Origin of the sequence: Campylobacter sp. 19-13652, from assembly GCF_019702925.1 — a bacterium.
Classification (GTDB): Bacteria; Campylobacterota; Campylobacteria; order Campylobacterales; family Campylobacteraceae; genus Campylobacter_A.
In genome coordinates, this window is the sequence record NZ_AP024713.1 from 1,229,676 (window position 1) to 1,251,438 (window position 21,763).

General features: G+C 42.4%; 22 protein-coding genes and 1 pseudogene. 8 read left to right on the forward strand and 15 right to left on the reverse strand.

The features are described 5' to 3' along the window. The first annotated feature begins 6 nt into the window (after positions 1-6). Together rsfS and brnQ are read left to right on the forward strand one after the other, a co-directional pair. A complete protein-coding gene (rsfS, locus tag LBC_RS09180; RefSeq protein ID WP_409240993.1) occupies positions 7-336 on the forward strand; it encodes a ribosome silencing factor in 330 nt (109 codons plus the stop codon). Positions 337-1,186: 850 nt separating this feature from the next. Beyond that, a complete protein-coding gene (gene brnQ, locus LBC_RS05985) occupies positions 1,187-2,500 on the forward strand; it encodes a branched-chain amino acid transport system II carrier protein (RefSeq protein WP_221253486.1) in 1,314 nt (437 codons plus the stop codon). Between the two features lie 555 nt (positions 2,501-3,055). Here the strand turns inward: brnQ and LBC_RS05990 are convergent. Genes LBC_RS05990 through LBC_RS06025 form a run of 8 tightly spaced genes read right to left on the reverse strand, consistent with a single transcriptional unit; the run spans position 3,056 to position 10,358 of the window. Next, positions 3,056-5,365, reverse strand: a complete 2,310-nt coding sequence (locus LBC_RS05990; protein ID WP_221253488.1) for a molybdopterin-dependent oxidoreductase — start codon at positions 5,363-5,365, stop codon at positions 3,056-3,058. Then, positions 5,362-5,961 carry a hypothetical protein gene (locus LBC_RS05995; RefSeq protein ID WP_221253490.1) on the reverse strand — a complete coding sequence of 200 codons (600 nt, stop codon included), beginning with the start codon at positions 5,959-5,961 and terminating at the stop codon, positions 5,362-5,364. Before LBC_RS05995 ends, LBC_RS05990 begins: the two co-directional genes overlap by 4 nt. After that, positions 5,954-6,478: a hypothetical protein gene (locus LBC_RS06000; RefSeq protein WP_221253492.1), complete on the reverse strand. Its 525-nt coding sequence runs from the start codon at positions 6,476-6,478 to the stop codon at positions 5,954-5,956. Before LBC_RS06000 ends, LBC_RS05995 begins: the two co-directional genes overlap by 8 nt. Continuing rightward, a complete protein-coding gene (locus LBC_RS06005) occupies positions 6,475-7,479 on the reverse strand; it encodes a hypothetical protein (RefSeq protein WP_221253494.1) in 1,005 nt (334 codons plus the stop codon). The genes LBC_RS06000 and LBC_RS06005 overlap by 4 nt, the downstream gene beginning before the upstream one ends. 55 nt (positions 7,480-7,534) lie before the next feature. Continuing rightward, complete coding sequence (locus LBC_RS06010) at positions 7,535-8,023, reverse strand: hypothetical protein (protein ID WP_221253496.1); 489 nt, start codon at positions 8,021-8,023, stop codon at positions 7,535-7,537. Next, entirely contained in the window at positions 7,977-8,858 is an 882-nt protein-coding gene (locus LBC_RS06015) for a lysophospholipid acyltransferase family protein (RefSeq protein ID WP_260173335.1), read from the reverse strand. Before LBC_RS06015 ends, LBC_RS06010 begins: the two co-directional genes overlap by 47 nt. Next, positions 8,818-10,119 carry a tRNA (N6-isopentenyl adenosine(37)-C2)-methylthiotransferase MiaB gene (gene miaB, locus LBC_RS06020; RefSeq protein ID WP_260173465.1) on the reverse strand — a complete coding sequence of 434 codons (1,302 nt, stop codon included), beginning with the start codon at positions 10,117-10,119 and terminating at the stop codon, positions 8,818-8,820. Before miaB ends, LBC_RS06015 begins: the two co-directional genes overlap by 41 nt. Continuing rightward, on the reverse strand, positions 10,116-10,358 hold the full coding sequence (locus LBC_RS06025; RefSeq protein WP_221253500.1) for an HP0268 family nuclease: 243 nt from the start codon (positions 10,356-10,358) through the stop codon (positions 10,116-10,118). Before LBC_RS06025 ends, miaB begins: the two co-directional genes overlap by 4 nt. 148 nt (positions 10,359-10,506) lie before the next feature. Here LBC_RS06025 and nusA point away from each other — a divergent pair, with 148 nt between their 5' ends. Then, positions 10,507-11,616, forward strand: a complete 1,110-nt coding sequence (nusA, locus tag LBC_RS06030; protein ID WP_221253501.1) for a transcription termination factor NusA — start codon at positions 10,507-10,509, stop codon at positions 11,614-11,616. A gap of 698 nt (positions 11,617-12,314) precedes the next feature. Here nusA and LBC_RS06035 read toward each other — a convergent pair. From LBC_RS06035 to LBC_RS06045, 3 genes and pseudogenes are all read right to left on the reverse strand, one after another. Beyond that, a complete protein-coding gene (locus LBC_RS06035; RefSeq protein WP_221253502.1) occupies positions 12,315-12,575 on the reverse strand; it encodes a TonB-dependent receptor domain-containing protein in 261 nt (86 codons plus the stop codon). Then, positions 12,565-12,762, reverse strand: a complete 198-nt coding sequence (locus LBC_RS06040) for a hypothetical protein (protein ID WP_221253503.1) — start codon at positions 12,760-12,762, stop codon at positions 12,565-12,567. Before LBC_RS06040 ends, LBC_RS06035 begins: the two co-directional genes overlap by 11 nt. Positions 12,763-12,853: 91 nt before the next feature. Beyond that, positions 12,854-13,429: pseudogene (locus LBC_RS06045) on the reverse strand (TonB-dependent receptor plug domain-containing protein); the annotation flags it as partial. A gap of 313 nt (positions 13,430-13,742) precedes the next feature. On the opposite strand from LBC_RS06045, the gene exbB reads away from it, so the two are divergent. Genes exbB through LBC_RS06060 form a run of 3 tightly spaced genes read left to right on the forward strand, consistent with a single transcriptional unit; the run spans position 13,743 to position 15,224 of the window. Beyond that, a complete protein-coding gene (gene exbB / locus LBC_RS06050) occupies positions 13,743-14,165 on the forward strand; it encodes a TonB-system energizer ExbB (RefSeq protein ID WP_221253504.1) in 423 nt (140 codons plus the stop codon). Next, positions 14,162-14,542 (forward strand): TonB system transport protein ExbD, encoded by a 381-nt coding sequence (exbD, locus tag LBC_RS06055; protein WP_221253505.1) that lies wholly within the window; start codon positions 14,162-14,164, stop codon positions 14,540-14,542. Before exbB ends, exbD begins: the two co-directional genes overlap by 4 nt. Further along, positions 14,508-15,224: an energy transducer TonB gene (locus tag LBC_RS06060; protein WP_260173336.1), complete on the forward strand. Its 717-nt coding sequence runs from the start codon at positions 14,508-14,510 to the stop codon at positions 15,222-15,224. Before exbD ends, LBC_RS06060 begins: the two co-directional genes overlap by 35 nt. Before the next feature lie 773 nt (positions 15,225-15,997). On the opposite strand, the gene LBC_RS06065 is transcribed toward LBC_RS06060, so the two are convergent. From LBC_RS06065 to prfB, 4 genes are read right to left on the reverse strand one after another with little or no spacing between them, the layout of a single operon-like run. Continuing rightward, positions 15,998-16,735, reverse strand: coding sequence for a tetratricopeptide repeat protein (locus LBC_RS06065; protein ID WP_221253506.1), 738 nt, complete (start codon positions 16,733-16,735; stop codon positions 15,998-16,000). Further along, positions 16,710-18,050: an NAD(P)/FAD-dependent oxidoreductase gene (locus tag LBC_RS06070; protein ID WP_221253507.1), complete on the reverse strand. Its 1,341-nt coding sequence runs from the start codon at positions 18,048-18,050 to the stop codon at positions 16,710-16,712. The genes LBC_RS06065 and LBC_RS06070 overlap by 26 nt, the downstream gene beginning before the upstream one ends. Then, positions 18,047-18,358 (reverse strand): type II secretion system protein, encoded by a 312-nt coding sequence (locus tag LBC_RS06075; RefSeq protein ID WP_221253508.1) that lies wholly within the window; start codon positions 18,356-18,358, stop codon positions 18,047-18,049. The genes LBC_RS06070 and LBC_RS06075 overlap by 4 nt, the downstream gene beginning before the upstream one ends. Positions 18,359-18,360: 2 nt before the next feature. After that, the gene (gene prfB, locus LBC_RS06080) at positions 18,361-19,470 is read right to left on the reverse strand and encodes a peptide chain release factor 2 (protein ID WP_221253509.1); all 1,110 of its coding nucleotides are present in this window, start codon (positions 19,468-19,470) and stop codon (positions 18,361-18,363) included. A 153-nt stretch (positions 19,471-19,623) separates the two neighbouring features. On the opposite strand from prfB, the gene panC reads away from it, so the two are divergent. Both panC and rimO read left to right on the forward strand, forming a co-directional pair. Further along, on the forward strand, positions 19,624-20,445 hold the full coding sequence (gene panC / locus LBC_RS06085; protein WP_221253510.1) for a pantoate--beta-alanine ligase: 822 nt from the start codon (positions 19,624-19,626) through the stop codon (positions 20,443-20,445). Between the two features lies 1 nt (position 20,446). Next, the gene (gene rimO / locus LBC_RS06090) at positions 20,447-21,754 is read left to right on the forward strand and encodes a 30S ribosomal protein S12 methylthiotransferase RimO (RefSeq protein ID WP_221253512.1); all 1,308 of its coding nucleotides are present in this window, start codon (positions 20,447-20,449) and stop codon (positions 21,752-21,754) included. Positions 21,755-21,763: the final 9 nt, after the last annotated feature.

Genomic DNA, 21,763 nt, shown 5'->3' on the forward strand with positions numbered 1-21,763 from the left:
AAATTTATGAATATAAAACAAAGAGTAGCGAAAATAGTCTCTATCCTAGATGAGAAAAAGGCTGAAGCGATAGAGGTATTTGAGATGGATGAGGAGTACTTTGTCCGTGAGGTCATCATAGCTACGACTATGGGCGAACGCCACGCACTAAGCCTAACAGACGAGCTTAAAAACCGCTTAAAGCCAGAAGGAGAGCAGTTTTTAGCTGTAGAGAGCAGCGATGAGTGGGTTGTGATTGACCTTGGCGACATACTCATACACCTGCTAAGCCAGAGCAAAAGAGCCGTTTATAACTTAGAGGAGCTATTAAACAGCCTAAAAAAGCGCACAAACTAAGCAGACCGCACCCAGTCTGGGCTGGGTGCTTTAAATTTATAGCACCACCTCGTTTCATCTTTTTACCCCATAAGCCAAACTAAAGATAAAAACCGTTTCTAGCATAATTCGCAACAGATAAACTACAAGCACTAATGCCATTAAATGGCACAGATGGGAGCACTCAAAGATATGCTTGAGGGGGGGGGTATGAATTTACTAGTACGCTAGTATCTAGTCTACCCGCATACACGCTACTTTGCTTTTTGTGTAAAAGCGAATTTGCAAGTAAGGTCTAAGCTTTTGTAGACAGACTGGACACAAAAGCATAAAGCGAGCTAAAATAAGCAAATTAAAAGCCAACAGCGATAAACTAGAGCCTTGACATCAAGCCACCATTTAATATAAATAAAAATCAAAGTGTCAAATAGTGGCTAATAAACTTAAAATAAAGCGAGCTTAATTTATTATTTTAAGCCTTTTTGCTCTTAAAGCCACATAAATTTACCCAACTTGGCTTTTTTAGGCATTACTAACATTACAAGATAGCGTCAGCACGATTTTTAATGCTTCACGGTCGATTGGCGTAAAATCGGCGATAAGCCACTCGTATACGCCTAGGTCTAGTAGACAAAAATCAAAAAGAAGTTTAATGATAAATACCTACCGCACCGCAACAGTCTTTTAAAAAATATAAATTTTATAAATTATATATTTTAATTTTATTTACAATTTGCTACAATTGGGCTTAGAAATGGTTTTATAAATTTATATTGGCTTAAACTTGGCTTCACCATAAGCCACAGAACTTTAATTTTAAAAGCGGCATTAAATCAATATTATTAAACAAAGCTAAATTTAAGGAATTTGCATGCAAACCCTAAGCAAAAAGCAGTTTTTCATCATAGCATTTATGCTTTTTTCTATGTTTTTTGGCGTCGGAAACTTCATCTTTCCACCTGTTGTAGGACGAGAGGCTGGGGAGAATTTTTACCTAGCGATTATGTTTTTTTGCCTTACGGCGGTTACGCTTCCTGTACTAGTTGTGGGCGCAGTGGCGCAGGCAGGGGGCTTAGTTGAGCTTACTAGGCGTGTAGATGTGGGCTTTAGCCTAGTGTTTATGACGCTAAATTACCTAGCAATTGGTCCTATGCTTGGCATTCCTCGTGCTGGAAATATGCCCTTTGAAATAAGCGTCGTGCCGTTTTTAGGCGAAGGTAACCACGCAGTCGAGCAGGCTATTTATAGCGCTGCATATTTTGCGCTAAATTACTACATGTGCCTAAATCCCTCAAGGCTTACCACAGCTCTAGGCAAGTACCTAACACCAGCGCTTTTAAGTCTGATACTCTTGCTTTTTGTGGTCGGATTTTTTGTCCTTCCTAGCAATTTTAGTACGCCAAGAGGAGGATATATAGACTCTCCATCTTCGACAGCCTTTATAGCTGGGTATCAGACGATGGATGCGCTGGCTGCGCTGGCTTTTGGCGTGCTAGTAACTAAGGCGCTAAAGTCAAACGGCATATCAGGGCGTGGGCTAATGGTAGCGACTATAAAGGCTGGAATTTTTGCTGGGGCGGTGCTAGCTAGCATATATTTCATGCTAAGCTACATGGGCGCAATAACCGCTTCAAGCATAGATGAAAGTAGCCAAAACGCGCAGTTTTTAAGCGACATAAGCAACCTAGTCTTTGGCTCTGCTGGCAGGGTTGTGCTTGGAGGTATTTCTTTTCTTGCCTGCCTAACCACGACAACTGGGCTTATAGGCTCCGTGAGTGCGTATTTTGAGAGTATTTTACCAAAGATAGGCTACAAAAAGTGGGTCTTAATGTGGACTGTACTAAGCTTTGCGGTAGCAAATATTGGACTAAATGAAATTTTAAAAATCAGCATACCTATCCTAATCGCCCTTTATCCAGTCGCCATAGTCTTAATATTATTATCACTCATTAACTCATTCATAGACGGTAGCAAGCTAGTTTATCGTAGCTGCGTGTATCTAACCGCAGCCATAGGAGTAATAAACGCACTAGATTACGCTGGCCTGGGGCTTGGCTTTATCACAGAAATAGTAAAAAGCCTGCCATTTTACGAGCAAATGCTAGGCTGGGTTGTGCCTGCTGCACTGTGCTTTGTGCTGACATATATGCTACACTACACGCTAGCTAAAAATACTCAGGTTTAGTGTGGATTAATAAATTATGAATAGCCCATTTATGCGCCTTGGCAATACAGCCACATAAGCAGTGGGTATTTTCAGTCCTTATAGTAGTGCTTACTAGGCGTTATATAGGATGTTTTTAGTTTTTTGCTACGCCTTTTAAAGCACTAATACTACATTTAGTCACTGGTACGAATTTGTAGTATTAGGCTTGTTTTGATATAAGTCTTTAAAAGAGCCAAATTTTAATTATAAATTTTAAACCACAATATAAACCTAACACCACTAATTCATGTCAGCAACTTTTGACATTACTGCTAGTAGTCCACAAATACCTGAATGATTTTGACACTTTCACAGAGGTTTATAGCAAAAACTTGGGTAGCACCAGCACGCAAAGCTAGAACTATGACTGTTTATAGTCTGTTTTTTAAACAAAATTTCTAAGTGAAGTAAAGCTTTAACTTTGGCGAGTATATTGCTTTGTTACACAAGTGATAAAATGGCGCTTATAATATAATGACTAGAGCTTGCTTTTTTAAATTTATAAAGCAATAGTCTTTGTTTAAAAGCCTAGGCTCAACAAAGCTTTAATGGGCTTTTTGGAGGTATTTTGCCGCTAAAAAGCTCAACTTCTACGAGTGCGGTATGGGCGCAATTACTATGCGAAAGGCTAGAGCAGCCAATATCGCTGGTTAGGACGTTTGCGTTGCCACCTAGGCATAGGCTAGGCTCACCCCAAATAGCAGGCTCATACCACGCACCCTCGCACACTAGCACCACACCTCGCCCCACTCTAGCGCTCACACTCACACCACAAAGTATCTCTCCACGGTCGTTATAAACCCGCACTATATCGCCATCTTTTAGCCCTCTTGCCCCTGCGTCAAATTCACTCATCACCACTGGTTCAAGTCCGTTTATTTTAGCGTTGCGGCATACAAGAGAGTTATCAAGCTGGGAATGAAGCCTGTGCTTTGAGTGTGGTGATATGAGAAATAGGCTAAATTTATCACGCCTAGCCCACTCAGCTGGCTCATGCCACGAGGCATATCCGCTAAAATCCGCATACCCCATATCTGCAAGCTCACTTGAATAAATTTCAATTTTTCCAGAGTTAGTGGCAAGACTGCGCCCACCATTTACAAAATCAAAAAAACGCGTATAGTAGTGCTTTTTCTCATCTATTTTATCAAATTTAAAATATCCCCTCTGCCAAAACTCATCAAAGCTAGGCAGATTTTCATAGCCTAAATTCATAGCCTTGTTTCTAGCGTCTAGGTATATCTCACGCACCCACTCAAGCTCGCTTTTACCCTCACTAAAGGCTAGCCCCCTACCCCAAATCTCGCATATGCCTCTGCATATCTCATAATCGCTTCTGCTTTCACCAAAAGGCTTTATCTCGCCCTTTAAAGCAAAAATATGTCCGCCGCTACTAGCTAAAATATCCACTCTCTCGCTCTCAAGTGCGACTGGTAAAACAATATCGCTAAGCCTAGCAGTCGCCGTCCAAAACGGCTCTGCCGTAATGATTGTATCTAGCTTTTGCCACGCTTTTAGCAGGCGATTTGTATCTTGATGGCGAGTAAACATCGCTCCACTTGCATTATAAGCCACCCTAATATGAGGCAAAACGAGGCTTTTCCCGTCGTAGCCAACGCACTTATTAGGCTCAAGCAAGGCATCGCTAAAGCGACTTGAAGGAATAAAAATATGCCGAGGAGTTTTTAAGCCGTGCTTTTTATAATCCACCTCGCTAAGCCCTAAAAGCTTTGGCGCAATATAGCTATTTGCCCCAGCGCAACCATAGCCAAGAGAAAAATCAAGCCCACACCCAAGCTGCCCTAAATGCCCAAGCATAGCAGCCAAACTAACGATAGCGTGGTAGCACTGCTCACCATTTTCTACACGTTGAATAGACCTGCCTATGAGCAAAAGCGAAGGATGGCGACGTAAATTTATGGCTAGATTTTCTAGCTCGTCCACACTTACTTTGCATATTGCGCTAGCCCAGCCTAAGTCCTTTTTAATCCCGTCAATCTCGCCTAAAAGATAGCTTTTAAACCTATCAAAGCCTATGGTAAATTTATCAATAAAGTCCTTATCATAAAGTCCGCTTTCTAAAAGATAGCCGCAAAGCCCCAAAGCCAAGGCTGTGTCGCTGCTAGGCGTGATATTTAGGCACTTTGCGCCTAGGTATGTGGCAGTTTCGTTCTGCCATACATCAATGCTTGTTATTTTTATCTCGCCGCGGACTTTTTTGGCTTTTAGGGCGTCAAAATATGGATAGTTTTCATGCAGTGGTACGCCGTGATGAGTCTGGCTTGTAACCATCGCATCGCACCCCCAAAGCAGCACATGCTCGCACCCTTTAAGCACTGCCTCCCACTTTGTCGCCTCCTCATAAACCCCCTGTGAGCCTATGATATAGGGCAAAATCACCTGCCCAGCACCAGTGGAATAATCCCCCAACTCTCGCACGCTACCGCCTAAAATATCAAGCATTCTATGAGCTGCGCTGCGCCCCCAGCTTACCTTGCCGCTACCACCCCAAAAATAGCACTCGCCATATATGCTCTGCGCACCGTGCTTCTCAAAGCTGTCTTTTAGCGCCTTTGCGGCGAGATTTAATGCCTCATCCCAGCTAACCCTGACAAACTCCTCCTTGCCTCGAAGCTCACTTTTTGCGGCACCTTGTGCTAGCAAATAGCTTTTCCTGACATAGGGATATCCTACCCGCTCTTTAGAGTCTAAAAGCCTAGCTGCGTCATCATTCATCGAATTTGGCGCCACATCATCAGCAAAACTCTGAGTGCTCGTAGACTCATCGCCGTTTAAATTTATCCAAAATGCGCCGTATCTATTTGCGCTTAGAATTTGTCTCATATATCGCCATAAACCTTAATATTAAAGCGTGTACGGATCTTTTCGCCCTCGCCTCTCATCTGTATGGGAAACTCGACTTTTATGATATTTGGATACTTGCTAAGCGCATCTAAAAAGGCATAAAGCCTACTTGGCGTATCAGAAAAGCTAGTAACGCTTAGCTCATAAACAAAGTAATCTTTTTCGCTTTTTTGGCTATTTTGAGCATTATTTTCGCCACTGGCTTTGGCATTTTGAGGCTCATTTTGCGAATTTATGGCTGGCATGTCTACCTTATGTAACGAAACATCACTAAAAAAGCCTGAAGCAAACTCACTAAACTGGGCTGGGTCAAATTTATGAGAAAACGCCTCTATTAGATATTTATTTTCCTGCTTTAAAGCATCAAGTGCGGCGGCTTTAGTATCAAGGAAATGCTTAGCCTTTGCATATGAGGCTATTTGGGAGTTATTCGCCTTTGTGGAGGCTTTGTACTCTTTGATATTTGGGACAATAAAACCAAATATCATCACCATACAAACAAGCAAAAATGCAAGCACATAAATTAAAAGTTTTGCCACATCTATATGCTCTAAGCTTAAATCTCGCTTACTCATTATAGCCCTCTGAGTTGTCCATTTTGTTAGTGCTTATAAAACCATACCAGCCGTTTTTTATCTGATAAAAGCTCGTATTTGATGTGGTAAAAATACTAGCTAGCGGTGTCGCTAAAAGCTGATTAAACGCATCTTGAGTTGGGGTTATGCCTTTTATTATTAAGGAGTTTTTATCCATCGTAACCTCCTCGAGCGTAATTGAATCAGGCACCAAATCAAAAAGATTATGCAAACTCTGCTTTAAAAGCATGTTTGAAGTTTGTATATCTTTTGCGATAGCACCTTGAGCTTGCATACTCTCTAAAAGTTCCGAAATCTCGGCTGTTTTTTGGGTGGCTAGCTCCTGTTCTTTTGCTAGCCTTGCACGTTCTGAGGAATTTGAGCTATTTTTATAAGAGATAAATAAATTTAAACCCAAAAGCACAACAAAAACAAGCCCTATAAGGCTAAGCCAAATCTTACTAAAAAGGCTAAAAATAGGGCGCAGGGTAACCTTTGTAAAGCTTAGCGAGCTCATAAATTTATATCCTTTAGCATTAAATCATTTATAAGTTTTGCAGTATTTACGGTCTGCACGCTAGCCTCGACAAAAAGCTCTGCTTGCAAGTATTGCAAAAACGTAGCGCTTACATGGGCGCTATCAAAAATTACAATCTCATCTATAAAATTACCCTTATATATTGGATTATGATAAAACTCCTTAATCGCCGTAGTAATATAAGAAAATATACTCATATCTCGCCCAAATATCGCCACACTAGCTGCGACGTCGCTACTTTCTGGCATGTTTATATCATAGTCAATATCTGCAAAAGTATCATCATCGCCCTTTAAAAAATCATCAAGGCTTTGAAAATCATCAAGGTGTCTAGCCTCGTCCTCCTCTGTGGCGATTAAATTTGAAATATCAGTAATATCCTCGCTATTTAGGCTATCAGCTATATCCTCTAGGTCGCGCTCATCATCGCTTACTTTAAAAAATGTAGCAAAGCAAAGCTCATTTGATTTAAAAATTCCAAGAGCAAAAGAGTCTGAATGTCCATAAATATACATGCTAGTTTTATCGCTTGGCTTGCGAGAGAGAATCTGCTCATACATCAAAGCTATCGGAGAATAAACAAGATCCACACCTATATCGCCTAGGCTATTTTTCGCCCTAGCAAGCGCCTCTGTATCTGCGTATATACTAAAGCTATCATTTACCACTATGCTACTTAGGCTAGCTGGATTTATCCCATAAAGCTTAAAATCACTCTGCCTAGTAGTCGGCAAAGCCCCCTGCGAACCATCGGCAAAAAACAGTCCTACATAGGTATCGTGGTAGTTTTTCTCCTGACGAGCGATATAGTTTAGCACCTTTGCTTCGCCGTCTTTTTCGTGTATGCTATCAAATTTAGCCTCGATAGTCTTTATGACTTTGCCACGACGAAAAACCCTGCCATATATCTGACAATCATCTTCGCCGTAAACGACGCTTAAGAATAAATTTGAAAACAGCCTACGGACGCGAAACTCCATAATACCTCGTTTAAATAAAATCCTAACATAATACCCAAAATTGCATTAAGAAAGTTTAAAATAGTGCCGATTTTAGCTTTTTAAATTTATCACGCATAGCCTCTGCCGCCTCATAAAGCTCATCAGGGGTATGCACCCTAGAGCCCAAATCGCCAAACTGCTCTATCATAATATCACACATAAGTGCGATGCGTTTCTCCTCTGCTTTATCGACTCCGTCTACGCCAAGGCTTAGTATCTTAGACGAGTAATCATTGCCTTGCTTTAAGTAAGCCTCGTATTTTAGTGCAGCTCCAGCCCGTAGCAGCAAAGACGAAGCCATTTTGTTTTTCCAGTCTAGCTCATACGCCCTGCGCGCTAACTCATAAGACTGCTCGTAATTTGAAATAGAGTAGTAAAAACGTGCCTTAAAAGCTAGTTCGTAGCTTTCATTTGTATAGAAAAAAAATAGTGCCCCAAGCGAAATAAAAACAAAAATAAGCACCGCCAAAGCCCTGCTAAGCACCCTGCTCTCCTGCTTGCTTAAAATTTTTAGCGCTACCATATGGATCGCTTATGTCTATTGCTACTCCGGTTTGTTCTGATATTTTGTGAGAAATTTGCGCCATTTGCTCATCTAAAAGTAGTGGTTTTTTACGCCTCCTAAGAGACTGAGCCCATAAATTTAGCTCCTCGCAATACTCAACCTCGCTATCTTTTATGCTTTTTCCGCCGTCATCATGACCTATGCACCAAAGAGCGTTCATTATCTCGCGACGTGCCAAAAAGCTATCATCGCTTAAGCTTAATGGCGAAAGGCTAAAAGTTATCTTTGAAAACGGCTTTGGCAGTATCATTTTATCCCAGCTTTTAAACTGCCAAAACCTATCCGCCTCATAATTTAGCGCATAAACTGGGGCTTTTGCCTTTATAGCTATGGCTGCAGCTCCCAAAGCTACGCTGTGACGTGGGCCACGTGGACCGTCTGGAGTGATGATGACATCAACGCCAGATTTTAGCTCCTTTAAAGCCTGCGCCACTGCACGCACTCCGCCTTTTGAGCTAGATCCGCGTATGGTACCTATGCCAAAATACTCTATCACACGCACGATAAATTCGCCATCTTTATGATCGCTTATGATGACTTTTGCGCTTTTTTGCAAGCCGTCTTTGCGCCGCCAAAACTTTGCATAAATAAAGCTCATCATCGCTAGTCGCCCATGCCAAAATACCACCACAGAGCCCCTATCATCTATGGGGTCGCCTTTAAATTCTTTCTTGCAAGTGATATAAATTAGCCTAAGCACCAAAGCCGCCAAAAACGGCATAAAATTTAAAAAAGCCTTTTTTAAGCCTTTGCTAAACGACTTCCCCATAAAGCACCATTCGTTTTGGCTCATCTACTCGCACTTTTAGCGTCTTGCCAAGCAGCTCCTCACTGCCATTTACCTGCACTAAGAAGTTATTAAAGCTCCTGCCAGCCACGCCGCCATTTGCTCTAAGCTCCTCAAAATACACATCAAACACCCTGCCCTTTTGGCGTGCGACTATCTCATCAAGTATCTCATTATGGCGGCTTTGCAGACGAGTTAGACGCTCGCTGGCTATCTCATCTGGGATCTGCCCTGCAAACTCAGCCGCCTTTGTAAGCGGACGCGGAGAGTATTTAAAGCTAAACATCTGCTCAAACCTTACCCGCTCAAGCACGTCCATAGTATCGTTAAATTCACTCTCACTCTCACCTGGAAAAGCCACGATAATATCGGTGCTAATGCTCACATCAGGCACGAGCGAGCGAATGCGCTCGGCTCGGTCAAGAAACCACTCCTTCGTATAGCCACGCTTCATATCACGCAGCACCTTTGTGTTGCCGCTTTGCAGGGGCATATGGATAGATTTGCAGATTTTTGGATTGGACGCAAACTCGGCTATAAATTTATCATCCATATGCAGTGGGTGTGGGCTGGTAAAGCGAATTCGCTCTATACCATCAATGTCGCTAAGCCGCTTTAAAAGGTCGGTAAAGTCCATCTTTTCGTGCGTGGAGCTAAAGCGTTTGCCATAGCCATTGACGTTTTGCCCTAGCAAAAATAGCTCCTTTACCCCATTTGCAGCCGCACGGCTAGCTTCACGCAGGATAAGCTCGGCTGGCACGCTTATCTCCTCGCCCCTGGTGTGCGGGACTATGCAGTAGGTGCATTTTTTATCGCAACCTATGCTTATATTAATGTAAGATTTAAACGGCGAGCTGCGAAACTCCCCAAAGGCAAACTCGCTCTCGTCATAATTTATATCGGTGGCTACGAATTTTGGCGTATTTACAGCCTGCGTTATCTTGCTGATATTTCTAGCTCCCAGCACAAAATCCACATACGGCGCTCGCTTAAAAATTTCTCCGCCCAGATGGCTAGCTGTGCAGCCGCACACGCCTATTTTTGCGCCCTCCTTTGCACCCTTTTTAAACGCCCCAACCTCGCTAAAAAGCTTATTTACAGGCTTTTCACGCACGCTGCAGGTGTTTATTAGGATTAGGTCCGCCTCGCCCATATCTTCAGTTAGGGTATAGCCCTCTTTTTGCTCAAGCTCCGCTATCATATGCTCGCTGTCGCGGACATTCATCGCGCAGCCCAAAGTCTGAATAAATAGCTTTTTAGACATTATAAAATGTGTATCTCATACATATAGTCATTATCGTCTAGCCCATATCTTACGGTACGATGATACACGCCAAGCCCCTTTTCCTCAAAATACTCAACTAAGGCAATTAGCTCCTTATGGCTATTATCCCTGTCAAAATAAAAAATTTTCTGTCCGTCTTTGGCAACTGCTGCTTCTATCTTTTCAAGAGAGATTGATTTTGGTTTTGCATTTAACTCGGTTCTAGCTAGTTTTAGCTCCATTGCTCACCTTTCTTTCATTTTTTGAATTTGTGAGTATAGCAAAGTGCTTATAAAAATGACATTAAAGTTTTTATAATTAAGAAAAATGTATAATTGCACCACTTCACGATTTATTCCCCCATAAATTTATCAAGACAACGGAGCAAAAATGGAAAAAATATCAGACATCATAGAGTCAATCGCAAACGAAAAAGGGCTAGACATAGAAAGCGTAAAAGAGCGAGTAGTACGTGCAGTCATAGGCACTGCTAGAAGAATTTATGGAGCACAAAATGTGTACGATGCGGTAGTTGACGCAAACACAAAAAACATAAAACTTTTTCAAAAAGTAGAGGTCGTAGCCCCTGATGATGAGAGGTTAGTAAGCGCCCCAACTAGCGTCATAAGCCTACAAAACGCAAAAAAAGAGGACGCTAGCGCAGAGGTGGGCGATAGTCTAAGCTATGAGCTAAGTCTTGATAACCTAGGCAGAACAGCAGCCAGTGCACTGCATAAGGAGCTTGAGTTTCACATTCAGCGCCTTGTGGAGGAGAAAATCTTTGAAAAATACAATCAGATGGTCGGAAATATTGTCTTTGGCTCAGTGGTAAGGGTAGATGGCGAGGAAAACACCTATATAGAAATAGAGGAAATCAGAGCCGTCCTGCCACGCAAATACCGAATAAAAGGTGAAAAATTCAAAGTAGGAGACGTGGTAAAAGCGGTAATTAGAAAGGTATTTGCAGATAAGGCTCAGGGCATGAGAGTGGAGCTTAGCCGTACTTCGCCAAAATTCCTAGAAGCCCTGCTAGCTGCTGAAGTCCCTGAGATAAAAGACGGCTTAGTAATAATTCACTCAAGCGCACGAATTCCAGGCGAGCGCGCCAAAGTAGCACTCATGGCAACTACGCCAAATGTCGATCCAGTAGGCGCAACAGTAGGCACAAAAGGCGTGCGTATAAACGCCGTAAGCAAGGAGCTAAACGGCGAAAACATAGACGCCATCGAATACGTGAGCGAGCCAGCGCTATTTATCTCTCGCGCAATGAGTCCAGCTATAGTAAGTGCTGTAAAAATCAACGACCAGCAAGCCACAATAACCATAGCAAGCGAACAAAAAAGCAAAGCCATCGGAAAAAGTGGCATAAATATCCGCCTAGCCAGCATGCTAACAGGCTATGAAATACAAATTCACGAAATAGGCAAGGTAGCGCCAGAGGATAACAATAGTAACAACGATGGGCTAAAAGGGCTAAAGGCGCTATTTGGCGAAGAGTGAGGATTAAAAATTTATAGGCGGATATGCTCCGCCTGGCTTTAAAATTTAAAACTTAATAGCTTAAATTTAGCTTTATATTCCTTCCAGCTTCCCAATCTATCGAGCTTAAATCCCCTGTATATTGAGCAGCCCTTTGTGAGTGAGAGGCGTATGATTTGTTAAAGATATTATAAAACCTCAAACACTTTTAGATTTCCGCTAAGTGGCGCATATGTAGCATAAATATCGCTTACTGAATATCTTGGCATCTCTATGCTTGCATCGCTTTCCAGCGCTTTTAGTCTTATTTGAGACAAAATAAAGCAGATTATATACTCAGCATTAAAGGTATATTTATCACCTTGATCTCTATATCCTAGTATGCTTGGCGTGTAATATGTATTTACGCCGTTTGATAGTGTACTAGCCTCGTTTAAAAGCCTGTCTTTGTATTTGTTTTTTGATGAGTGTAGCTAGCTTCAAGCTCAAGCCTAGCTGATAATTCAAGCCCATTGACCCTTGCGCCGCCTGCATTTTTACGCATCATAAGCCCATTTGCGTCGCGGTAGGTATCATAGACTAAATTCTTATATCTATAGTGTCATAGTATTTTGCGCCTAGACTAACACCTGCTTGTTCTGACAAATGAGCCTTATACCTTAAAAGCCTAGCTCATAACTATCGCCAGTTGTGGCCTTCAAATCATCATTTGTAGCATATCAGATATTGCCCCTTACGTTTCCGCTAGCATATAGTGACTCACCCACATCTGGGGCTTTAAATACTCTTGCATAATTAGCAAAGACATTTACGCCACTACTGCCAAATTTATAATCCAGCCCAAAAGCTGGAGTAATTGCTTTAAAATCATAATCTTTTAGTGCATTGTCACCTCCAAAGCTCCTTAGCCTACTTTTTTCAAAGCGTAAACCAGGTCTTATGCTTAAATTTAAAATTCTAAAAGTATCCTCAATATACAATTACCCCTGTGTCTAAATGCTCCTTAAATTTAGTAACTAGCTTTGCATAATTGTAACTATGATAATAAACCACCCCATACTTTAAAGTCTGGCTTAAATTATCAAATTTACTCTCGCCTTTTATATCAAAGCCCTTTGTGTTTACACCCCACTTTGTGGCACCTGATTGTCTAAAATGCTCGCTCACATAGCCACTAAATACAAGCTTTAAAAGCTTACTTGGAGAGTACTTGTACTTTAGCGCATATGTTATTCTTTGATATTTAGTATCGGTTAAATTATCCGTAGCACCAAACTCCGCACGAAGTGGATAAAGTCCCTTGTAAAAACGAATATCCTACTTTTAGCAGGTAATTTATATCCCTGCCCTTTCCGCCTATACTTTTATCATTGCCAGCCTTGCCACGCTTGTAGCTTTGGTGTTTAAACCCAAAAAGCCCATCAAACCCAGCCGCATTTGCATACACTAAGCTACATTTGCTAAATCCATTATTATTACTTGCATAGCCAGTTTTTAGCTTAGCACCAAAGCTTTGTCCATCCTCCAAAAGATCTCTCGCATTAACTGTCTTAAACGCCACGCTACCCCCAAGGCTTCCTGTACTATTTACTACGCTAAGCCATCCCACATCAACATAAACAGCCTTTATCACATCTGGATCTATTAACAAATCGGTGTTATGATGGAAGGTATTTCCGACATGTCTAGCTCCGTCTATAGTTATATTTAGCCCTCTATCACTAATGTCTCTCATATAAATTTTTTGATTTGCGCCATTTGTACCGCCCACATAAACACCAGGTATATCCCTTAAAACATCCTTAATTAGCCCAGCATTTCTTACAGCTATCTTACTTTCATCAACCCCTCCTCATACGCTATTTGACGTTACCTCGACTTCATCAAGCCTGACATCATTAGTGGATACCAAAGTGCAAGTAAAGCATAGTACCAAAGATAGGCTAGTCTTTTTATGATTTGGCATAAAAACTCCTTTAATTCAGATAACAATTATCATAATTTGCAATTCTAATATTAACAAACTAAAACAAAAATTAATAAATTTATGAATATAAATAATATAAATTATTAATATTCTCTATTAAATAAATGTTTAATATTTTTTGGTTATTATTCTCAATTTAAAAAATATAAAAAGGAATACCATGGAGTTTTTAAAAGAAAATGTAGACTTTATTATCATTGCGATACTCGGCTTTATGGCGTTTTTAGTCGTATGGTTTAGCGTAGAAAGAGCACTATTTTACGCAAGGGTTGACATTAGCAAGTTTAGCCATGAGGAGATACTTGAAGAAAGCCTTAGTAAGAATTTAACCGCCCTTTACATCATCTATTCAAATGCTCCATACATAGGACTTTTAGGCACAGTAGCTGGCATAATGATAACATTTTATGACATGGGTATGGCTGGTGGAATAGATACTAAAAGCATAATACTAGGACTATCCCTAGCCCTAAAAGCCACAGCGCTTGGACTACTTGTAGCAATACCAACGCTTATGCTTTATAATATCTTTTTAAGACGCTGCGACGTGCTAATAAATCGCTTTAAAGCTATGCAAAAATGAGACTACATAGAAAAGATGGGCTAAATGTAGTGCCCTTTATTGATATTATGCTTGTTTTGCTTGCCATTGTACTTAGCATATCGACTTTTATTGCGCAGGGCAAAATCAAGCTAGACCTACCAGAAGCCTCAAGCGCCACGCCTCAAAAAGATGAGAAAAAAATCGTAATCGCAGTGGATAAAGACAACGTCATTTACATAGATGAAAAGCCTATTAACAATGATGAGCTAGCTGATAAAATAGCCGCCATAAACCGCGACGCAACAATCGAGCTAAAAAGCGACAAAGAGAGTAAATTTGAATATTTTGTAAAAATTGTCGACCTATTAAAGGCAAACGAGCATGAAAACTTCTATATCCAAACCTTCATCAGATAAATTTGCAAACTACGTAGGCTTTATGAGTGCTTGTGTGCTAGCTGGGGTAAGCGCCTTTGTGCTACTTTATAACAATCCATTTAAAATTCGCATAAGCTCAGCACCAGCACCACTTAAAATAAGCTTAAAAACTTTCTCAAAACCCATAGAAAAAGTAGTCCCCATAGAGCCAGTTGCCAAACCTCTACCGCCAAAACCACCAAAGCCAGAGCAAGTAAAACCAAAACATAAAAAAGAACCAAAACCCATAAAACACGAGCCAAAGCCTCTACGCGAACCAAAAATAGCGCATGAGCCAAAACCAAAACAAGAGCAAATCGCCCCTACTCCAGCCCCTGCATCCAGCACGCCTACACCTAGCGCACCCACAAAGCAAGCTACGAGGCACCTTAGCATGGCAAATTCTGCAAATGATGAGAGATTTTTACGTATCATAGCAGCCATCAAAAAGCACCAACACTACCCAAAACAGGCGCTTAAAATGAGAAAAACAGGGATCGTTGAAGTTAGTTTCATCCTGCAAAAAGATGGCGGAGTGAGGGGTATAAAGCTGCTTAAAAGCTCAGGCGTAAACTCACTTGATGAAGCTGCACTTAAAAGCGTGCAAAAAGCCAGCCGAGAGTTTATCCCACTTGACGATGAATACAAAATCAGCCTACCAATATCCTTTAAAATTCTTTAAAGCCCTAAAGCAAAAAGGGCTTTACTATGGCTTAAACTGCCAGTTTTTATTTTTAAGCTATCTGCACTAAATTTTAAATTGCGAAACTTTGGACTTGATTAAATTTATTTTACGTTAAGATTTTTTATTTTCGTACAAGGCTTTTGTTTTTGTCTCAAGGACTGGAGTTCTGTCACGAGGCTCTCGACGACGTACAAAGTGTTGCCTTTATTTAAATTTATCGTTCGATAAATTTAAATAAAGGGCAGAACCACAGAAAATTTGTGTTTTTTAGCTTGAATTTAAATTTATTTTTTACACTATGGCTTTGTTTATGTGTATAACTTTTATTTTTACGCCAAGGGATGGTTTTGCTTAACTCTACGGCTTTTTTGTTTTACACTAGAGGAAATTGGCTTGTTTTAAGAAGTCACTCCCTTTCCCTCTAGCAACCACCTAACCCCGACGATGTTAGAAGTGTCGCTATTTTTTAAATTTGCCTGTATCAAATTTTAAATCACGACGTTTAAAGATTGCTCCGTATTGACTAGCTAAATACGAAGTATCGTGAGATGAATTTAAATTGTTGTGACGCCATTTTTAAACTGAGCGTACATATAGTACGTTAGTATTAAAAATGGCTAGCTCATTTACTCAATGGGTGCTAGCCACAAAGTGGCGAAGCGAAGCTTTTTTAGAAAATACGCTCACCAGATGAGCTAGTTTGAAAAAGCGAAGTCAAGCCAAAGCGAAACAAGCTGGCTTTAAGACAAAATAAAGCAAAATCAAAAATTTTACTCCAAACTAAGCTCTTTCATATGCTCGCAAACAGCGTCCAGTCCCCTATTACACGCCACTCTATAGATATTATACGCCTTTTTCAAGTCCTTATCTACACCAAGCCCCATCTCATACATCGCGCCAATATTCGCACAGGCTCTTATATTTCCGGCATCACAAGACGATTTATAAGCTTCAAGTGCAAGAGCGTAATCTCGCCCCACAAACTCTCCCTTGCGATAAGCATTTGCAAGTAAATAGCAAGACTCAGCCCCGCCACGATTGCAGCTAGCACGGTATATCTCTATGGCTCTTTTTGGTGAGTTTGCCACACCCTGTCCTCTCTCATAAAGTTGCCCTAACCTAGCGCAGCCACTCTCCTCGCCTGCCTCACAAGCACGTTTAAAAAGCCCTACCGCATAGCTAGTCTTGCCAGCTTTTAAATACTCATCAGCTGCACCCACGCAAGCCCTATTATCACCAGTCTCGCAGCCATTTAAAAGCTGCATTAAATTTACGCTCTCATCTTTTGGCTTATCTTTGGTCGGGGTAGCGGTACCGATTTTGTTGTCATTAGTAATTTCGCTTTCATCAATAGGCTTTTTACTAGGCTTATCTGGCTTTGTGGGCTGATCTACACGTGGCAAAGCCCCTGAGTTGTCTTTACCGCTTGGAAAGCTAATAGCACACCCCGCTAAGACAAGCACAAAGGCGAGCGAGGATAATTTAGTTAAATTTATTAAAAAGTTCATTTAGCGCCTCGCTTATACTTGGATGTGTAAATATCTGCGCTTTCATAAAATCAGCACTAGCCTTAAAGCCCATGGCAACAGCTAGTGTGTTTATGACCTCATGAGCCTGAACTGCGTGAAAGCTAGCTCCCAGTATCTCGTGTGTACTAGCGTCTACGACCGCCTTTAAAAGCCCTGTATCATGCCCTAGGATTTTTGCACCTGGTACTGCCGCCATAGGTAGGCTTATCTCGGTTGGGTTATACCCTGCTTTAATGGCTGCTTCCTTGCTTAGCCCCACCTTTGCCAAAGGCGTATCCATAAACACCACACTAGCATGCACACTCCTGTTTTTTGTGCTGCGTTTTTTACTGCCGTAAAGATGATCAAAAACTATGCGATAATCATCAAGCGAAATGTAGGTAAATAGCTCGCCGCCCTTTACATCGCCCACGGCGTAGATATTTGGCTCGCTAGTTTGCAAAAACTCATTTACTATTATATTGCCAGCATCATCGGTGGCGATTGAGGCGTTAAACAGATCCAGCTCCTCGGTGTTTGCCTGTCTACCAGTGGCGAGCAAAAAAGCGTCCGCTTGCAGACTAAAGCTCTCTTGAGTACGTGTAAATTTCACGTTATCACCGCCTATGCTCTCTATCTGGACGCCTTCATATATGATTATGCCTTGGGCTTTAAGAGCTGCAATAACGCTCTCTCTAATATCAGCGTCCTCGTTTTTAAGCAGATTTGAGCGCGATAAAATAGTAACTTTTGAGCCAAAATTTGAATAAATTGACGCCATTTCAAGCCCAATATACCCCCCGCCAACGACCACAAGCCGCTCTGGTAGCTCGCTTAAGCTTAGAATTTGTTCGCTCGTGTAGGCTATGGTCGAGTTTATTTCAAATTTAGGCTTTGCGTCCTTTGAGCCACTATTTATGATGATATTTGGCGCACTTAAAAGCTCCTCTGTACCATCACCTAGCTTTACCTTTACGCTCTCTTTATCCTCAAAGCTAGCTACGCCGTTTATTACCTCAACGCCATTTAAATCATTCAGCATGGCATAGTTTTTTGCACGTAGAGCCGATATTAGCGCATCTTTAGCCTGCATAGCAGAGCTAAAATACGCCCTTTTATCACTATGAGCTTTTGCCGCTTCAGATAGCGTTAAAAGCTTTTTACTAGGAATGCAGCCCACATTTATACACGTCCCACCATACATACTTGCGCTTTTTTCCACCAGCGCCACTTTCTTGCCCATGCTAGCAGCCTTTGCCGCTAGGGTCTTACCCGCCTTTCCAAAACCTATTACAATAAGATCAAATTTTCTCATTCAGTTCTCCCTATTATATAATATGTACTTTCGTTTATTAGTCTTAGTCCGAGCTTATTTTTACTAGCCCATGCTACCGCGACATCTGCTGCCTCGTCGCCAGTCTCGCCGCTTGGTAGCTTTATTTTTAATCTAGGCTCGCTGCCACTAAGTGCGACGTACGCGCCCAGAGGCTTTAGGTGGTCATTAAGTGCTACCACGCTATCCACGCTAAGTCCGTTTGTAGCGTTAAAAACCTGCTTTAAAAGCTCTTTTGTATTCTCATCATCGTTATACCCAAGCTGGGTCAAAAGTCCGTCAAAATTCATTTTTACTCTCCTCTTGTGCCTGATTTTTGGCTGATTAGCACGGCTTCGATTATCTTTTTTATATCGCCATCAAGTATGGCGTCTGTTTGGCTATACGCTGCCCCACTGCGGTTATCCTTTACCTGCTGGTATGGAAAAAGCACATAGCTTCGTATCTGGTGCCCCCAGCCTATCTCGCTCTTTTCGCCTGCGTTTGCAGCGTCGTTTTGCTTTTCAAGCTCTAGCTCATAAAGCCTTGATTTTAGCATTTTCATCGCCGTGGCGCGGTTTTTGTGCTGGCTGCGGTCGTTTTGGCACTGCACGACTATGCCTGTGGGGATGTGCGTTATACGAATGGCAGATTCAGTTTTATTTACGTGCTGTCCGCCAGCGCCACTAGCCCTGTAGGTATCTACTCTGATGTCCTTTTCTTCGATGTCGATTTTTATATCATCATCAATCTCAGGGCTTACCATCACTGAACAAAAGCTCGTATGCCGCCTGCCAGCACTATCAAAGGGGCTAGTGCGCACTAGGCGGTGAATGCCGTTTTCAGCCTTAAAATAGCCATAGGCATTCTCCCCACGCACGATAAAGCTCACGTCCTTTAGCCCTGCCTCGTCGCCTTCTTGAAAGTCAAGTGTTTCGACCTTATAGCCCTCTCGCTCGCAAAATCGCAGATACATACGATATACCATACTTGCCCAGTCATTGCTCTCCGTCCCGCCAGCTCCAGGATGGATGGAAACTATGGCGTTTTTAGCGTCATCATCGCCGCTAAGCAGCATCGACACCTCAAGCGCTGTAATATGCTCGTTTAAATTTTCAGCATCGCCAAAAAGGGCGTTTATCGTTTCTTCATCGCTCTCGCTGCTAGCTAGCTCATATAGCTCTCGTGCGTCATTTAAGGCGGTGCTAGCTTCGTTAAATTTAGCCAGCAGTGAGCCTAGCTTGCTCTTTTGCTTGCCTACACTTGAGGCCTGCGCAGGATCTGCCCAAAAGGCTGGGTCTTGCTCCAGGGCTTCGATCTCTTTTAACTTTTGTTCTATCTCGCTTGGCCTTATGACTTTGGCGATATTATCTACCTTTGTGCTTAAGGTCTTTAAAAGCTCGGTGTACTCGTAACTATCCAAATATTTCTCCATTTTTTGCATTTTGTGGGTAATTGTAGCTAAAAAATGTTAAATTTGATTTTATGATTTAGGTAATTAATCCAAAAGACTTAGCCTAAAATAAAACTTTTATGATAAAATAAGCCCTTTAAATTCAATCCAAAAGAAAGCAAAATGCAAATAATCAAAACCACAGATGAGTTAATCAAATTTAAAAGCACACTATCTGGTAGCGTGGGCTTTGTGCCGACTATGGGCGCACTGCACGCTGGACACGCTAGCCTAATAAGCCGCAGCGTAAGCGAAAATGCACACACCATAGTAAGCGTGTTTGTAAATCCCACGCAGTTTTTAGCTGGCGAGGATCTGGATAAATACCCACGCAGCCAAGACGCTGACGCAAAGCTATGCGAAAGCCTGGGGGCAAGCGCTGTTTTTATGCCTAGCGTGGATGAAATATACGGCAAAAATGAGCCCACTATGATCGCCCCAAAAGCCCTAGCTAGCAAGCTTGAAGGGGCGATCCGCCCAGGGCATTTTGACGGCGTTTTATGCGTGCTAAATAAGCTTTTTAATCTCGTTAGCCCAACGCGCGCCTACTTTGGCAAAAAGGACGCCCAACAGCTTTTAATCGTGCAAAACTTCGTAAAAGCTAGCTTTTTAAGCCTAAAAATCGTGCCTTGCGATATAGTGCGTGATAGCAGCGGCCTAGCCCTATCAAGCCGAAACGCCTATTTAAGCGACGCCGAAAAAGCCAAGGCCACCGCCCTATCTCGCTCGCTAAAAGCAGCCCGTAAAGCGATAGAAAACGGCGAGCAAAAGGCAAGCGTGATAAAAGAGCTAATCGCTAGCGAGCTAGCCCCAATAAGTGCCGAATACATCGCTATTACGGATACAAATTTAAACGAGCTTGACGCCATAAAACCAGGCGACACGCTCATACTCCTAGCCGCAAAAGTGGGCGGAGTGAGACTGATTGACAATGAGTGGGTGTAAGATGAAGCTACATTTAATATCTCTTGGGTGTAATAAAAATTTAGTCGATAGCGAGATAATGCTAGGACGCCTGCAGCACTACACGCTAACAGACGAGCCAAGCGAAGCGGACGTCATCATCGTAAATACCTGCGGCTTTATCGCAAGTGCCAAAGAAGAGAGCGTGCGGACGATTTTAGAGATCGCTGAGCTTAAAAAAGCAAACGCCACGCTAGTTGTAACTGGCTGCCTAATGCAACGCTACCGCGACGAGCTAATGCGTGAGCTGCCTGAAGTCGATCTTTTTACAGGCGTTGGCGATTATGATAAGATAGATCAAATTTTGCTAAAAAAGACGAGCCTATTTAGCCCAGAAGTCTATCTGCAAAGCAGCGAAGAGCGAGTAATAACAGGCTCAAACTATCACGCCTACATCAAAATCGCCGAGGGCTGTAACCAGCGCTGCAGCTTCTGTGCGATACCGACCTTTAAAGGGCGACTAAAATCACGCTCTCTTGATGACATCGTGGGCGAAGTGCGGCGGCTTGTGAGCAAAGGATACTATGACTTTAGCTTTTTAAGCCAAGATAGCTCGAGCTATGGGCTTGATCGTGGCGAAAAGGACGGGCTAATAAATTTAATCTCTGCTATAGAGCAGATTGATGGCGTCAAAACCGCCCGCGTGCTGTATCTTTACCCCACGACTACGAGTAATGCCCTGATCGAGCGGATAGTCGCAAGCCCTAAATTTGTAAATTATTTTGATATGCCTATTCAGCACATTAGTGGGGCGATGCTACGCACTATGCGGCGTGGGGCGAGCGGGGAGCGTGTGCGTGAGCTGCTCTGCCTTATGCGAGCGGCTCCGCAGAGCTTTTTACGCACGGGCATTATCGTGGGGCACCCAGGTGAAAGAGAAGAGGATTTTAACGAGCTGTGTGAGTTTTTGGCTGAGTTTAAATTTGATAGAGTCTCAGCCTTTGCCTACTCACGAGAAGAGGACACGGCGGCTTTTGATATGCCACAGCTGCCTGTAAAAACGATCTCAAACAGGCTAAGCAAGATAGAAAAGCTAACGACTGCAACCATAGAACGAAGCCTGCGTGAGTGCGTGGGCGGCGAGTATGTCGCTAGCCTTGAGGGCGTTAGCAGCGAGGGGGAGATGTTTTACTCGGCCAAGCTAGCCCTGTGGGATAAGGACATAGACGGCGAAGTGCTAATAAACGATAGCGACGTGAGCGAGCTAAAAGTGGGCGGACGCTACCGCTGCCGTATCACAGACGCCACACCTACGCAGCTAATAGGCGAGATAATAGGCGAAGCGGAGTAGGGAGAGAGC